We start from the raw sequence: 15049 nt of genomic DNA on the forward strand, positions 1-15049 counted from the left end.
GCAATAGAAGCGCGCGGGGAAAATATGGTCTGCAATGCACCACCTCAACCAAGAAAAAAGGAAGCGACTATGGACACCCCAAACAAACCAAGTACCCACCCGATGATGGTCATCGCCGCCGTGGCGGTGGTGCTGTTCTGCGGCGTCGGCAGCGCGGCGATTCTGGGCTGGCTGCCCACCTCCAAGGCCACCGTGCCGGAACAGGTCAGCGGCATGCCACCGGCGCCGCCAGCCACGCAGCAACTGGCGTATAACGACGCGCCGCCACCGGCCGCAGCTGCCACCGCAGCCGGCGCGCCGGTCGCCGCGATGCAGGGCCAGGGCCAGCTGCCGCAACAGGAAGCGCGCAATGCCCCGTGCGGCAACTGCGGCGTGGTGGAATCGGTGCGCAGCATTGAACACCGCGCGCAAGGCAGCGGCGTCGGCGCGGTCGGCGGCGCGGTGCTGGGCGGCCTGCTGGGCAACCAGGTGGGCAGCGGCCATGGTCGTCAACTGGCCACCGTGGCTGGCGCCGTCGGCGGCGCGGTCGCCGGCAACCAGATCGAAGGCAATATGAAGAAGACCTATAGCTGGGACGTCACCGTGCGCATGGACAACGGCACCCGCCGCGTCATCCACACCTCGCACCAGCCGGAATGGCGCAACGGCGACAGCGTGCGCATCGTCAAGGGCCAGCTGCGTCCGCTGGACTAATGATTTTAGTACGGCAACGTACAGAAAGCAGAACCGGTATTGCTGATAATGAACTCAACACAACCCGAGGAGATTAATCATGCTTTATACCATCGCTGTAGTTCTGCTGATCCTGTGGCTGCTGGGCCTGGTGACTTCGTACACCATCGGCGGCTTCATCCACGTCCTGCTGGTGGTCGCCATCATCATGGTGCTGCTGCGCCTGATTAGCGGACGCGGCGTGTAGCCTTCTCCGCCATCGGATCAAACGGCGCCTCCGGCGCCGTTTTTATTTTTAACGGAGGTTGATCATGAAACGACTGTTGATGACGCTGGCCATGCTGGCCGTCGCGCAGGCCAACGCGCAAACCGTCAAGCCCGGCTTGTGGGAACTGAACAGCAAGGTCAGAACCGGCAACGCCCAGACCGACCAGGCGGTGAGCGCCGCGCTGTCGCAACTGGCGGTGCTGCCGCCGGCGCAGCGCGCGCAGGTGCAGGCGATGATGGCGCAGAACGGCGTGTCGATGCCGCAAGCGGGCAGCGACGGCAGCCTGCGCATGACTGCCTGCGTGACGCCGGAGATGGCGGCACGCAAGGAGCTGCCGCTGGGGACGCAAGGCAAGTGCACCTCGCAGCAGACGCCGGTGGCCGGCGGCGTGGACGTGGCCTTCAGCTGCACCGATCCCGCTTCCAGCGGCAACGGCCAGGTGCGGCTGCAGGGCGACAGCGCCTACAGCGCCACCATGCAGGTGACCAACAACACCGGCGCCGGCCCGCAGCAGGCCACGGTGGAATCGGCCGGCCGCTGGGTGGCCGCCACCTGCCCGGCCAAGCCCTGAGCGGCCGGTCCGCAGGCGATTACTGGCTGTCCGAGTAGGCCATATAGCGCTCGCGCGCCAGCGTGGCGACCGGACCAATCGGCAAGGCGCGCCCCTCGAAACGGATGCACGGCGTGACCTTGCCGAAGTTACCGGTATTAAAAATCTCCACCGCCGTAGTCAACTCCTCCGGCAGCACGCTGCGCTCTTCCACCGCCACGCCCTCCTTGGCCAGCAGGTCGATCACGCGCGCACGGGTAATGCCGGACAGGAAAGTGCCATTCGCCACCGGCGTCACCACCTTGCCCGCCGGCGTGACGAAGAACAGGTTGGCGGTCGCAAACTCGGCGACGTGGCCGGCGCTGTCGCACACCACCGCGTTGTCGTAACCGCGCTCCCTGGCCTCGCGCAGCGCCTTGCTGGTGTTGGCGTACAGCGACGACGCCTTGGCGTCGGTCGGCGCCATCGAGGCATCCGGACGGCGCAGCTGCGACAGGCAGGCCGAGAAACCGGTGAACGGCGGCACCGGCGCGTCGAACAGGGTCAGCGCAAACGCGCTCTTCTCCGGCACGGGGATCAGCAGGCCGTCGGTGCCGAACACCAGCGGCCGGATGTACAGCTCGGCATCGGCCGGAAATTTGGCCACCCCCTCGCGCACCAGCTGCTCCATCTCATCCACGCCCAGCGGACACACCAGGCCAACGCGCTCGGCCGACGTGATCACGCGCTGCAGGTGCAGGCGCAGGTCCGCCATGTGGCCGCGGATCGAGCGGGCGCCGTCAAATACCGACGAGCCCAGCCAGACGCTATGGTCCATGGCGCCAAACAATGGCGCATTGCCCTCGGCCCAAGTGCCGTTGAAGTAAGTGAGATACATGCCGCTTCCTGGTCAAAAACCAGCAATGTAGCATGTTTAGAAGCTGTGCTTCAGGCCAATATTGATCGCGCGGTCACCGCTGCCGCGGTTGCTGGCGTTGCCGACCGTGTAGCCGGCGCCGTTGCGGTTCTGGATCTTGGCGAGCGACGCGTACACGTTGGTGCGCTTCGAGAAGGCGTAGCTGGCGCCCACCGCCAGCTGGTTGGCGTCGCGGTCGGCCGGGCCGCGATCGTCCTTGTGGATGTAGGATGCGAGGAAAGTGGTGGCGCCCATCGGCACCGCCACGCCCACCAGCACGTCGCGGCTGTTATCGGACCAGTCGCGCCGCGCCACCGCGCCGTAGGGATTGGTTTCGTCCCACTGCATGCTGCCGTCGCCCTTGCTGTGGCCGTAGGCCGCGTAGCCGACGAAGCGGCCGAAATCCACATTGGCCGCCACCAGCGTGTTGTGCGCCGACTGGTCGACCGGCGGCGTGGTGCCGGTGGCGTCCAGCAGATTGTCCTTGCGCTGGTGCGAGATGCTGAGGTTGACGCGGCCTTTTTCATAGCCGATGGTGGCGCCATAGGCGCGGTTGACCTTGCTGTTGAACGGCGATTCGCCAAAGCTGTAGATCACCGACCCGATCAGCCCGCTGCGCGAGCGCGGCGACTTGTATTTGATGGTGTTGTCATAGCGCTTGGTGGTGTAGCCGACCAGGTTGGCCGCGCTGCCGGCCATGCCGCCGTGGAAGGGATCGGCCACATCGGTCAGCGTGTCGTACACCAGGTTGTACTGGCGGCCCAGCGTGACCACGCCCAGCGGACCATCGAGGCCGACGAAGGCCTGGCGGCCGAACAGCCGGCCGTTCTGGTCGGACGCGCCGGTGTCGTTGAGAATGCCCGCCTCCACCGTGTAGACGGCCGAGGTGCCATTGCCCAGGTCCTCCTTGCCGCGCACGCCGAGCCGCGAGCCGGTCGAGACGCCACTGTCGACGCGGGTCTTGGCGCAATCGGCCTGGCAGCCACGCTCGGCCACCACGCCGGCGTCCAGCACGCCGTACACCTCGGTCTGCGCCAGCGCGCCGAGCGGTGCGATCAAAGCCAACGTGACGAGAGCGGGTTTCATGGTCTTGCGAAAGCATGGGTGAGCGGTTAAGCACCAGTGTAGTCGCCGCCTGGCGCGCTTTCTGTGCGCATGTTCACGCACCCTCTAGATTTCGCTAAGGAAACTTATGTTCGTTAGCGTACATACTTGGCGAGCGGCTGCCGCTATACTGCATTTTTATCGAACGAGGCTCCCTGATGCTCGACCTCCTGGAACGCATAGACGCAGACAGCAACGACATCGGTGTACTGGTGGCGCTGTTTGACACGCTGCGTCCCAAGCGCGCCACCGACGGCGCGCGCGCCGCCGCCAATGTGCGCACGCTGTGCCAGCTACTGAAAGGCAATCCGGCGCAGGCCATCGCGCTGCGCAACCACATCCGCAACCTGCTGGCCTCGCGCCGCCACGCCAGCCTGTACACCGAGATCGGCGTGCTGTCGAACGACGGCTTCTTCAGCGAGCTGAAGACCCGCATCGCCTACCGCATCCTGCCGCCGGCGCTGGGCAATGAATACCTGAGCGACGCGCTGGACCAGATCGTCTACAAGCGCACCGACCATCTCTGGATGGCCGCGGTGCCGGCCGCCGACTGGCTGGCCCTGATCGACGTGGTGGCGCACGCCGAGCAGCGCGCCGACGCCCGCGCCGAGGCCGCACAGGGCGGCAACCTGATGCTGCCCGGCCTGCTGGACGCGATCCGCACCCTGTCCTACCGCGTCTGCGCCATCGGCCTGGAGCCGCGCCTGACCAACTTCCACACCGAGATGGAGACCTACGAGTCGCCCTTCATGGTGCAGAACTACGAGGTCAACAGCTACCTGGACGCCTACCACCGCAAGCTGGCCGGCCAGGAAACCGACCTCGACGATACGCGCCACCTGCTGGTGATGCTGGAGCAGTGCGACGCCGTCATCGCCAAGATCCGCAAGAAGGCGCTGAGCCAGGGCACCAGCATCGCCCTCACCTACCTGCTGGTGTCGCTGACGCAGAGCCTGGACCGCATGCGCAAGCTGCTGTTCCTGGTCGACGTGCACGCGCCCGGCGAGGCGCACGACCAGGCGCGCCGCGCCGCCGCCATCGCGCTGGCGCTGGAACTGATCGCGGCGCACAACAACAAGTACATGGTGCGCGACCTGTTGAGCGACAACATCAACCTGCTGGCGCGCAACGTCACCGAAAACGCCAGCCACACCGGCGAGCACTACGTGGCCGACACCCGGCGCGAGCTGGGCGCCATGTTCGTGTCCTCGGCCGGCGCCGGGCTGGTGATCGGCTTCATGGCGCTGTTCAAGATCCTGATGTCCTATCTGCGCGCCGCGCCGCTGGTGGAAGCCTTTCTGTTCAGCATGAACTACTCGCTGGGCTTCGTCTTCATCCACCTGCTGCACTTCACGGTGGCCACCAAGCAGCCGGCCATGACCGCCTCGCGCATCGCCTCCGGCCTGCATAGCAAGGACGGCCGCAATATCGACATCGACAGCATGGCCGAGCTGTGCGCCAAGGTGATCCGCACGCAAAACATGGCGGTGCTGGGCAACCTGGCGGTGTGCATCCCCACCGCCTGGCTGATCGCCATGGCCTGGCCCTACATGACCGGCCACCACCTGGTGTCGCCCGACAAGGCCATGCACCTGCTGCACGACATCGACCCGATCCACGCGCCGACGCTGATCTACGCGGCCATCGCCGGCGTCTGCCTGTTCGTGGCCGGCCTGATCTCCGGCTACTACGACAACAAGGCGCTGTACACGCGCTGGGCGCAGCGCATTGCGCAGCTGCGCGGCCTGCGCTGGCTGCTGGGACAGGAACGGCTGGACCGGCTGGGGCGCTACCTGGAAGGCAATCTGGGCGGGCTGATGGGTAACTTCTACTTCGGCATCCTGCTGGGCATCATGCCCTTCCTCGGCTTCGTGCTGGGGATACCGCTCGACATCCGCCACGTCACGTTCTCATCCGCCAACTTTGCGACAGCAATTGTGGGACTCGATCACAATGTCAGCTGGGAACTGGTTGTGACCTCGGTAGCAGGTTTTCTTTCCATAGGGACAGTCAATCTGCTGGTCAGCTTTGGCCTGGCGCTGTGGGTGGCGTTGCGCTCGCGGCAGGTGCGCTTCCAGCATGGCTGGCAGCTGACCAAGGCGCTGGGGCGCCGCTTCCGCACGGGGCCGATCGCCTTCCTGTTCGGCTCGTCCGACGACCACCAACCTATTGAAAAGGCCTGATGATGAAAGCGTTGCACATGCGTTTCTGGTTACCTCTGTGCTTGATGTGCTGGGGCTTGCTGGGGGCCTGCGCATCGTTGCCGAATGTGACGGCGCTGGGCGACAAGCTGGAGCCGTCCGGCGCGCCCACCGTCAAGGGCCCGAACGGCGAACTCAGCGACGCGCGCGCCAAGGCGCTGCTGGCCAAGCGCTGGTCCAAGGGCACGCTGGACCTGAAGGAGCAGGCGGCGCTGGAAGAAGCGGCCACCGGCGTGCCGCTGATCGCCGGCAACAAGACCACGCTGCTGTTCGACGGTCCGCAGACCATGTCGGAAATGCTGAAGGCGATTGCCGCCGCGCGCAACAACATCAATCTGGAAACCTACATCTTCGACCAGGACGAACTGGGGCTGAAGTTCGCCGACGCGCTGATCGACAAGCAGCGGCAAGGGGTGACGGTCAACATCCTGTACGACAGCGTCGGCACCATCGGCGTGCCGGCCGAATTCTTCAAGCGCATGCGCGACGGCGGCATCAAGCTGATCGAGTTCAACCCGGTCAACCCGGCCAAGGTCAGCGGCAATGACTGGAAGATCAACAACCGCGACCACCGCAAGGTGCTGATCGTCGACGGCAAGGTGGCGTTCACCGGCGGCATCAACATCAGCGCCACCTATGCCAAGAGTTCGCTGTTCCGCTCGGCCTCCAAGCCGACCAGCAAGGCCGACGTCGGCTGGCGCGACACCCACATCAAGGTCGAGGGGCCGGCGGTGCAGGCGTTCCAGTGGCTGTTCGTGCGCCAGTGGGCATCGCAGGACAAGGACGACCTGCGCGAGGCCGACTACTTCCCCAAGCCGGTGATTGCCGGCGACAAGGTGGTGCGGGTGCTGGGCAGCGATCCGGGCGGCCAGTTTGAAATCTACAAGGCCTACGCGCTGGCGATCCAGGAGGCGAAAAAATCGATCCACATCACCTCGGCCTACTTCGTGCCGGACCGGCAGACGGTGGACGCGCTGATCGCCGCCGCCCGGCGCGGCGTGGACGTCAAGATCGTGCTGCCGGGCGTGTCGGACAGCGGACTGGTGTTCTATGCCGGCCATGCCTTCTACGACGACCTGCTGGCCGCCGGCGTCAAGATCTACCAGCTCAAGCTGGCGGTGCTGCACGCCAAGACCGCGGTCATCGACGGCAAATGGTCGACGGTGGGCTCGACCAATATCGACACCCGCAGCTTCCTGCACAACAGCGAGCTGAACGTGATCGTCATGGGCGAAGAATTCGGCACCGAGATGGAAAAAGCCTTCCAGGAGGACATGAAGGACTCCAACGTCATCACGCTGGAACAGTGGCGCCACCGCCCCTGGGCCAACCGCATGAAGGAATGGGCCGCCCGCTTCATGGACTACTGGCTCTGAGCTCCGGGGTCAGGTCCTCCATTTCTACACGGCCTCTGCCGTAGCGTTCCGCTACGGCAGAGGCCGTGTAGAAATGGAGGACCTGACCCCGGATTAGGCCTCGGCGGCGAGTGACCAGACGTCGCCGCTGCGGCGGAAGCATTCGGTGCGGACCGGCTCGAAGCTGGCCGTGCCTTCGATCCAGCTGTAGCGCTCCACCTGCACATCGTCGGGATTGACGCGCAGGACGTTGAAGGAGTTGGATTCGCCGCGCCCGCGCGTCGACGTCGCCGTGCCGGCCTGCACCACCAGCGCCGCGTAGCCCTCGATCTTGTAGCGCTGCGCGCTGTTGCCGGCATGGCTGGCGTGCAGGTGCCCGGCCAGCAGCACGTCGACACCACATTCGGCAAACGCCCGCATCGCCATCGGCGCGCGGTCGACCAGGTCGTCCGGATCAAACGTCGCCGGCAAGTCGAACGGATGGTGGGTGACGATGATGCGCGTGTGCTCCGGCCCCACCGCCTGCATGCGCTGGCGCATCTGCGCCAGCTGCGCCTGGTTGACGCGGCCATCCTTGAAGGTCAGCGAGCGCGCGGTGTTGATGCCAAGCACGGCGATTTCATCGTCCACGTATTCCGGCGCCAGGTCCAGCGTGACGTAGCGCGTGTACTTGCGCAGCGGCGTCAGGAAGCGGCTGGCGACGTTGTACAGCGGGATGTCGTGGTTGCCCGGCACCACGATCTGCGGCCCCGGCAAGGTGTCCAGCCAGGCGCGCGCGGCCTTGAATTCTTCGGTCCTGGCGCGCTGCGTCAGGTCGCCGGACACCACCACCACGTCGGGCGCCAGCCGCGTCACCAGTTCCTGCAGCGGCCGCAGCAAGTCCTGGTCGACGCGGCCGAAGTGCAGGTCGGATAAATGGACGATGGTGCGCATGCTGCTCTCCTAAACGGCGGCGGCCGGGACGATGACGTTCAGCGCCGCCGCCCGCGAGCGGTAGCACAGCGGCGGCTTCATCAGCGTGACTTCGCCGTCGGTGGCCACGCGCAGGTGGTGGTGGCGGGTTTCGATTTCCAGCGACGCGGCCGACAGCACGTCAAAATCGCGCGCCGCCTGCAGCTTGCCGAACAGCGCGTGCAGCGCGTAGCGCAACAGGCCGAGACGCGTCGGCTTCTGCGCCACGTACAGGCACAGCTTGCCGGTGTCGAGCCGCTCGCGCGCGCCCAGGGTCAGGCCTTGCAGGTATTCGTTGTTGCCGATGAAGACGAACGGCGTGCGGCGCAAATGCTCGTCGCCGTTGATCTTGAGCCGCACGCTGAGAAACGGGAAGCGCCGCAGCGCGGCAAACAGCGCACGCCCGAACGCCGGCCATTTGCCGCGCCCCAGCTGGCGCTGCTGCTGTTCGCGGTCGCGCACGATGTCAGGATAGATGCCGAGGCTGGAGTTGTTGAGGAAGATGCGGCCGTTGACCTCGCCAACGTCCACCTTGCTGGCCTTGCCGCGTACGATGTTGGCCACCGCGTCATCCAGTTCCAGCGGGATCTTGAGATCCTTGGCAAAGTGGTTCAGCGTGCCCAGCGGCAGCACGCCCAGCCAGGTGTCGGTGCCGGCCAGCACCGAGGCAACAGCATTGATGGTGCCGTCGCCGCCGCCCGCCACCACCACCGGCGCGCCCTCCTTCAGCGCGCGCTCGGCGCGTTGGATCATTTCCTCACCGCTCTTGGCCAGCGTGATGTCGGCCGCGGCGCCCTGGCTGCGGAATTTTTCCGCCAGCGAGGCAGCCCAGCCGCCGCAATAGCCCAGGCCCGCACTCGCATTGACGATGACGACAATTGTCTGCATATGCTTTATACCGTTTTTCCCTCGCGCCGGCGGCGCAGCGTGGAGATCGCCGTGATGCACACCGCCAGCCAGGCGACGCTTTCAGCCATGGCGGCCAGCACATCGCTGACATAGTGCGCGCCCAGATAGACACGGCTCAACGCCACCAACAATACCATCGTCAGGCAGGCCGCCACTGTTCCCACACGCACACTCCAGGCCGGCCGGGCGATGACCAGGTAGCTGACCAGCAGGCCATAGAAACAGGTGGCCGCCGTGGTGTGGCCGCTGGGGAAGCTGTAGGTCGACAGCGTCACCAGCGGGTCCTCGAACACCGGCCGCGCGCGCTGAAAGTAGAACTTTAGCGCCACATTCAGCACCATGCCGCCGGGCACGGCGAACGCCAGCGCCAGCAGCCAGTAGCGCGCTCCGCGCCGCCACAAATGCCAGGCCAGCAGACAGAACAGCACCAGCATGCCGGCCACCGAGTGCATCGCCGAGATCGCATACATGATGCTGGTCAGCGGCTCGAACGCATGGGCGTTGAACCAGTGCGCCACCTGCACGTCCAGCACGGTGATGGCTTCCCGCCCCATCACCGCTTCCGCCAGGTCATGGAAAATGGCGCCGGCAATGATCAGCAGCGCCATGCCAACGGTCAAATGTAAACCGAATTCGCCCTGCGGAGACAGTCTTGCCTCGACGAAACTGAGCAATTTGTTAGAAATTTGGTCCTCCGTGCACGACTGCCGATGAAGTTAACGTAAAAACCACAAAACAACGAATTTACTGTTTATTTGCACAGTACCTGTTTATTCATACAGTAGTTGTGCTATTCTGAACTCCTCGTTAAACACAACTCCAACAAAGGAACTGTCATGAGCACTCTGAATAGCAGCTTTGGCTCCCGCTTCGGTCTGGAATACCTGCCTACCTCCTTCATGGTTCGCATGGGCAAACGCGAAATGATGGTGTGCCGTGACTTCCGCAAGCGTTTCTACGCTGTCAACCCCATCATCGAGTGCGACACCGGCGTACAGGCGGGCCATCTGGAGGTACTGCTGTTCCGCCGCTGGCTGCTGATCCTGTCGAAGTCGAAGGCGCACTAATGGTTGCCGGTGCCAGTTGCCACGCCCATGCACAAGACAGGCCGGCAGACGCCGCCGCCTCGCTTGCGCTCCTCACCTGGGTGTGGCAACTGGCGAGCCGACATCCCCATGATGACTCTGGGCTTCATGCCACAGCGTTACAAACAGAACCATCACCACCGGACCGATAAACAGTCCGACCAGGCCCAGGGTTTCCACCCCGCCGAGTATGCCGAATAACACGGCCAGGAACGGCAGCCGCGTGGCGTTGCCGATGATGCCTGGCCGGACGAAGTGATCCGCCACAAACAGCACCACCGTGCCCCAGACCACCACGGCGATGGCGCCCGGCAGCGCCCCGCCGAAGGCCAGCACGGCCGCGGCGCTGACAAACGCCAGCGGCGCGCCAAAGGGAATGATGGCCAGGATGCCGGTCGCGGCCGCCCACAGCGCGGCGGACTTCAGGCCAGCCAGCCAGTAGGCGATGCCGATCAGTACGCCTTCCGCCAGGCCCACCAGCACCAGGCCGTTGACGGTGGCGCGGATCGCGGTCGGCACCTTCTCCGAGTAGCGCGCCCAGCGCTGTTCGCTGAACCAGCGGCTGCCGATGTTGGTGATCTGGCGGCTCAGCACGTCGCCGTCCTTGTAGAAGAAGAACAAGCACAAAAAGGCCAGGCCAAAGTCCACCAGCCGGTGCATAAAGCCGACGCCGGCCACCTTGATCATGTCGCTGGCCGAGTGGAAGCCATTGATTTTGCGTTCCGAGAACAGATGCGCCAGGCCATGCGGCTGGCTCAGCGTGGCCTGCCACCATTCGGCGATGGGGTCGCCGACCACGGGCAGGTGGGCGACAAAGTCCGGCACCGGAATGCCGTCGGTGTTGGCGGTGACGATGTAGGTGGCCAGGTCTGGCGCCTGCCGCGCCGCCTGCGCGGCGCCCAGCAAGGCCGGCACGATGAAGATCGCCGCCACCAACAAGGTCAGCAAGGCGGCCGACAGGATGCTGTGGCCCAGGCGCGCGCGCAGCCGCTGGTACATCGGCCAGGTCGCCACGCACAGGATTCCGGCCCACACCAGCGGCAGGAAGAAGCGCTGCATCACAAATGCCGCGAGTGCGATCAGCGTCAGCGAAAAACCGGCGCTGAGGATGTCGCGCTGGGTTTCGGTCATTGCTCTCTCCCGATGTTGTTATTAGCGCTATGGTAAGCGCATTTTGTCGCGCTGCCACCACACCGATGGCCGGTTTCAGTCGCCCTTAAGCTTTCTCGCACTGGGCGCGCAGGAAGTCGCGCAGCTGCAGCACCGTCGGCGTGATCTGCGAACGGTGCATGCAGACCATGCTGAGCGGCGTCGGCTCGCCCAGCACATCAGGCAGCAGCACCTGCAGGCGCCCGGCGCGGATGTCGGCGCTGACGTCCAGCCGCGACTTGTAGGCGATGCCGACACCGGCCACCGCCCAGCGCCGCACCACGTCGGCATCGTCGGCCGTGCGGTTGCCGCTGACGTGCACCACGTCCGGCGCCGCGTGCTGCTCGCTGTAAAAACTCCAGCGGTCGTGGATGACGTCGTCCAGCATGAAGCGCAGGCAGTTGTGCTGGGCCAGATCGTCCAGCGACTTCAGCCTGCCATGCTGCTTGATGTAGTCGGGCGAGGCCACCAGCACGCGGCGGTTTTCCGGCGCCAGCGGCAAGGCGATCAGGCTGGAGTCTTCCTGCTTGCCGTAGCGGATGGCGATGTCGATCGGCTGCCGGTACATGTCCGACACGCGATCGCTGATGCCCAGCTGCAGCACCACTTTGGGATATTGCGCCTGTAACTGGTCCAGCCAGCCGACCACCAGGTTGCGCCCGAGATCGGACGGCATGGAGATTTTCAGCGTGCCGCCCAGCGTTTCCTTGCCCTGGATAAGCGCGTCGTGCCCTTCCTTGAGCAGACGTAGCGCCTCGCGCGCGTGGCGCAGATAGTGTTCACCCTCCTCCGTCAGCCGCAGCGAGCGCGTGGTGCGGGCGAACAGGCGCAGCTTCAGTTCGCCCTCCAGCCGCTTGACGGCGGCGCTGGCCAGCGCCGGCGAGATTTCCAGTTCGCGCGCGGCGGCCGACAAGCTGCTGCGGTCGGCGGTACGAACAAATACGTTCAGATCATCTAAGCGCAACAATTATCTTCATTCCTTTGAAAGAGTTTCGCCATCTGGCGCTTTTTTCGCGCCAGAAAACAAAATATCATACTTTCCATCGAAAACTCATTGGAGAATCCCATGAAAGCCATCGCCTACCGCAAATCGCTCCCGATCGAAGACGCCGAATCGCTGATCGACATCGACCTGCCGGCGCCGCAGCCCACCGGCCGCGACCTGCTGGTCGAAGTGCGCGCCATCTCGGTCAATCCGGTCGACACCAAGATCCGCCGCAACGTGGCGCCGGCCGACGGCCAGGCCAAGGTGATCGGCTGGGACGCGGCCGGCGTGGTGAAGGCGGTCGGCCCGGACGTGAGCCTGTTCAAGGTGGGCGACGAAGTGTGGTACGCCGGCGACCTGACCCGCGCCGGCACCAACAGCGAATTGCACCTGGTGGACGAGCGCATCGTCGGCTACAAGCCGAAAAATCTGGACTTCGCCCAGGCCGCCGCCCTGCCGCTGACCACCATCACCGCGTGGGAGCTGCTGTTCGACCGCCTGGGCGTGAGCCGCGACGCCGGCGCCACCCAGGGCAAATCACTGCTGGTGATCGGCGCGGCCGGCGGCGTTGGCTCCATCCTGGTGCAGCTGGCGCGCCAGCTGACCGGCCTGACCATCATCGGCACCGCCTCGCGTGCGGAAACCGGCGACTGGGTCAAGCAACTGGGCGCGCACTACGTCATCGACCACAGCAAGCCGCTGAACGAGGAGATCACCCGCCTGGGCCTGCCGCCGGTGACCTACGTGGCGTCGCTGAACCAGACCGACCACCACTGGCCGGCCATCAGCGAGCTGGTGGCGCCGCAGGGCAAGGTGGCGCTGATCGACGACCCGGCCGCCATCGACGTGCGCACGCTGAAGCGCAAGAGCGTGTCGTTGCACTGGGAGTTCATGTACACCCGCTCGATGTTCCAGACCGACGACATCCAGCAACAGCATCAGCTGCTGAATGACGTGGCCAAGCTGGTGGAAACCGGCGCGGTGAAGACCACGCTGGCCGAGCGCTTCGGCAAGATCAACGCCGACAACCTGAAGCGCGCGCATGCCCTCATCGAGAGCAACCGCGCCAAAGGCAAGATCGTGCTGGAAGGCTTTTAAGCGCTAGGCGCGCGCCGCGTGGGCCACGGCGGCATCGGCCTCGGCGCGCAACAGCGCCAGCACCGCGTCGTCATGGCGCGTCAGCGCTTCCTGCATGCGGGTGGCCGACGCGCAGGACGCGTCCAGCATTTCCAGGAAGGCGGCCTGGCGCTTCTTCAGACCGGCCGAATCGTATCCGAGCTGATCGAACAGGCGGCCGATGTCTTCGCAGTAGTCGCGCAGTTCCATCATGGTGCTCTTGGTGAATTCGATGTCGGTGCGCATGCTGTGGTCCAGATCCAGCATTTCCTTTTTTTCCCGCGCCACCGGCGAGGCTTCGCAGATGGCCGGCCCCCAGCGGTCGAACTTGCCGCGAATGCGCTTGATGCGGGCGATTTTCTGGTCCAGCAGGCGGCAGTAATGCCAACTGAGCCAGCACACCGGCAGGCGCGCCACAAAACGCGGCAAGCCGGCGGTGGCCAGGTTACGTTCGAGTTTTTGGACAGCGTTGACCAGGCGACGCGCGCTGGCTCCGGTGGGAAGTTGCGGCATGATGGTAGCTCCTTAGGTGGTCCAGTGAGCTACAGTAGCCGCCGCATCAAACAACGGTTTGATGCGGCTTAAACTCACGGCAGATTTTACGCGGGCGTCTTGCGCAGCATGGCCTTGATGCCGCGCAGCCCCTGGCGGATGCGCGCCTCGTTTTCAATCAGCGCGAAGCGCACATACTCGTCGCCGTACTCCCCGAAGCCGATGCCGGGGGACACGCAAACTTTCGCCTCGGCCAGCAGCAGCTTGGAGAATTCCAGCGAACCAAGATGGCGGTACGCTTCCGGAATGCGGGCCCAGATGTACATCGAGGCTTTCGGCTTGTCCACCGGCCAGCCGGCTTCGACCAGCCCCTTGTGCAGCACGTCGCGGCGGCTCTGGTACTGCGCGCAGATCTCGCTGACGCAACTCTGGTCGCCCTCCAGCGCGGCGATCGCCGCCACCTGCACCGGCGTGAAGCTGCCGTAATCATGGTAGCTCTTGATGCGCGCCAGCGCCGCCACCAGTTCCTTGTTGCCGACCATGAAGCCGACGCGCCAGCCGGCCATGTTGTAGCTCTTGGACAGCGTGAAGAATTCCACCGCCACATCGCGCGCGCCCGGCACCTGCATGATGGACGGCGCCTTCCAGCCGTCGAACACGATGTCGGCATAGGCCAGGTCGTGCACCACCAGGATGTTGTGCTGCCTGGCCAGCGCCACCACCCGCTCGAAGAACTCCAGTTCGACGCACTGCGCGGTGGGGTTGGACGGGAAGCCGAGGATCATCATCTTCGGCTTCGGGTAGCTTTCGCGCACCGCGCGTTCCAGTTCGTCGAAGAAGTCGACGCCGGGCGTCATGCGCACCGAGCGGATGTTGGCGCCGGCGATCACCGCGCCCCAGATGTGGATCGGGTAGCTCGGGTTGGGCACCAGCACGGTGTCGCCCTGGTCCAGCGTGGCCAGCATCAGGTGCGCCAGGCCCTCCTTGGAGCCGATGGTGACAATGGCTTCCGAGTCCGGGTCGAAGGCGACGTCATAGCGGGTTTGATACCAGCGGGCGATGGCGCGGCGCAGGCGCGGAATGCCCTTGGAGGCGGAATAGCCGTGGGTGTCCGGGCGCTGCACGGTGTCGACCAGCTTGGCCACGATGTGCGGCGGCGTGGCACCGTCCGGATTGCCCATCGACATATCGATGATGTCTTCACCGCGCCGGCGCGCGGCCAGCTTGAGTTCGGCGGTGACGTTGAAAACGTAGGGAGGTAAGCGATCGATGCGCGCAAAGCTGCGCGACGATGGAATGTCGTTCATGGAGTGATTT

General features: G+C 65.1%; 16 protein-coding genes. 7 read left to right on the top strand and 9 right to left on the bottom strand.

What is annotated here, in order from left to right; translation table 11 throughout:
• Positions 1-69: 69 nt before the first annotated feature.
• The 3 genes from FHW58_RS11225 (at position 70) to FHW58_RS11235 (ending at position 1511) form a co-directional block, all read left to right on the top strand.
• A complete protein-coding gene (locus FHW58_RS11225) occupies positions 70-693 on the top strand; it encodes a glycine zipper 2TM domain-containing protein (protein WP_179673072.1) in 624 nt (207 codons plus the stop codon).
• 79 nt (positions 694-772) lie between these two features.
• The gene (locus tag FHW58_RS11230) at positions 773-919 is read left to right on the top strand and encodes a lmo0937 family membrane protein (RefSeq protein WP_019921959.1); all 147 of its coding nucleotides are present in this window, start codon (positions 773-775) and stop codon (positions 917-919) included.
• Between the two features lie 64 nt (positions 920-983).
• The gene (locus FHW58_RS11235) at positions 984-1511 is read left to right on the top strand and encodes a DUF3617 domain-containing protein (RefSeq protein WP_179673073.1); all 528 of its coding nucleotides are present in this window, start codon (positions 984-986) and stop codon (positions 1509-1511) included.
• Positions 1512-1530: 19 nt separating this feature from the next.
• Here FHW58_RS11235 and FHW58_RS11240 read toward each other — a convergent pair whose 3' ends face one another.
• Together FHW58_RS11240 and FHW58_RS11245 are read right to left on the bottom strand one after the other, a co-directional pair.
• A complete protein-coding gene (locus FHW58_RS11240; protein ID WP_179673074.1) occupies positions 1531-2367 on the bottom strand; it encodes a branched-chain amino acid aminotransferase in 837 nt (278 codons plus the stop codon).
• Positions 2368-2403: 36 nt separating this feature from the next.
• Positions 2404-3471 carry a porin gene (locus FHW58_RS11245; RefSeq protein WP_179673075.1) on the bottom strand — a complete coding sequence of 356 codons (1068 nt, stop codon included), beginning with the start codon at positions 3469-3471 and terminating at the stop codon, positions 2404-2406.
• Between the two features lie 176 nt (positions 3472-3647).
• Here FHW58_RS11245 and FHW58_RS11250 point away from each other — a divergent pair, with 176 nt between their 5' ends.
• Positions 3648-5672 carry a site-specific recombinase gene (locus FHW58_RS11250; protein ID WP_179673076.1) on the top strand — a complete coding sequence of 675 codons (2025 nt, stop codon included), beginning with the start codon at positions 3648-3650 and terminating at the stop codon, positions 5670-5672.
• 2 nt (positions 5673-5674) lie between these two features.
• Positions 5675-7066 carry a cardiolipin synthase gene (gene cls / locus FHW58_RS11255; protein ID WP_179673387.1) on the top strand — a complete coding sequence of 464 codons (1392 nt, stop codon included), beginning with the start codon at positions 5675-5677 and terminating at the stop codon, positions 7064-7066.
• A gap of 93 nt (positions 7067-7159) precedes the next feature.
• On the opposite strand, the gene FHW58_RS11260 is transcribed toward cls, so the two are convergent.
• From FHW58_RS11260 to FHW58_RS11270, 3 genes are read right to left on the bottom strand one after another with little or no spacing between them, the layout of a single operon-like run.
• The gene (locus tag FHW58_RS11260) at positions 7160-7978 is read right to left on the bottom strand and encodes a metallophosphoesterase (protein ID WP_179673077.1); all 819 of its coding nucleotides are present in this window, start codon (positions 7976-7978) and stop codon (positions 7160-7162) included.
• Between the two features lie 9 nt (positions 7979-7987).
• Positions 7988-8884 carry a diacylglycerol kinase family protein gene (locus FHW58_RS11265; RefSeq protein WP_179673078.1) on the bottom strand — a complete coding sequence of 299 codons (897 nt, stop codon included), beginning with the start codon at positions 8882-8884 and terminating at the stop codon, positions 7988-7990.
• Positions 8885-8889: 5 nt separating this feature from the next.
• The gene (locus FHW58_RS11270) at positions 8890-9513 is read right to left on the bottom strand and encodes a phosphatase PAP2 family protein (protein WP_179673079.1); all 624 of its coding nucleotides are present in this window, start codon (positions 9511-9513) and stop codon (positions 8890-8892) included.
• A 228-nt stretch (positions 9514-9741) separates the two neighbouring features.
• Here FHW58_RS11270 and FHW58_RS11275 point away from each other — a divergent pair, with 228 nt between their 5' ends.
• Positions 9742-9972, top strand: coding sequence for a hypothetical protein (locus tag FHW58_RS11275; protein ID WP_179673080.1), 231 nt, complete (start codon positions 9742-9744; stop codon positions 9970-9972).
• A 72-nt stretch (positions 9973-10044) separates the two neighbouring features.
• On the opposite strand, the gene FHW58_RS11280 is transcribed toward FHW58_RS11275, so the two are convergent.
• Both FHW58_RS11280 and FHW58_RS11285 read right to left on the bottom strand, forming a co-directional pair.
• Entirely contained in the window at positions 10045-11121 is a 1077-nt protein-coding gene (locus FHW58_RS11280; protein WP_179673081.1) for an AI-2E family transporter, read from the bottom strand.
• Positions 11122-11206: 85 nt separating this feature from the next.
• Positions 11207-12106 carry a LysR family transcriptional regulator gene (locus FHW58_RS11285; RefSeq protein ID WP_179673082.1) on the bottom strand — a complete coding sequence of 300 codons (900 nt, stop codon included), beginning with the start codon at positions 12104-12106 and terminating at the stop codon, positions 11207-11209.
• 99 nt (positions 12107-12205) lie between these two features.
• Here FHW58_RS11285 and FHW58_RS11290 point away from each other — a divergent pair, with 99 nt between their 5' ends.
• Complete coding sequence (locus FHW58_RS11290) at positions 12206-13222, top strand: zinc-binding alcohol dehydrogenase family protein (RefSeq protein ID WP_179673083.1); 1017 nt, start codon at positions 12206-12208, stop codon at positions 13220-13222.
• A 3-nt stretch (positions 13223-13225) separates the two neighbouring features.
• Here the strand turns inward: FHW58_RS11290 and FHW58_RS11295 are convergent, their stop codons facing one another.
• Positions 13226-13753: a hypothetical protein gene (locus tag FHW58_RS11295; RefSeq protein WP_179673084.1), complete on the bottom strand. Its 528-nt coding sequence runs from the start codon at positions 13751-13753 to the stop codon at positions 13226-13228.
• Positions 13754-13839: 86 nt separating this feature from the next.
• Positions 13840-15039, bottom strand: a complete 1200-nt coding sequence (alaC, locus tag FHW58_RS11300; protein WP_179673085.1) for an alanine transaminase — start codon at positions 15037-15039, stop codon at positions 13840-13842.
• Positions 15040-15049 lie beyond the last annotated feature (10 nt).

It is taken from the genome of Duganella sp. 1224 (assembly GCF_013408245.1).
Taxonomy (GTDB): Bacteria; Pseudomonadota; Gammaproteobacteria; order Burkholderiales; family Burkholderiaceae_D; genus Rugamonas.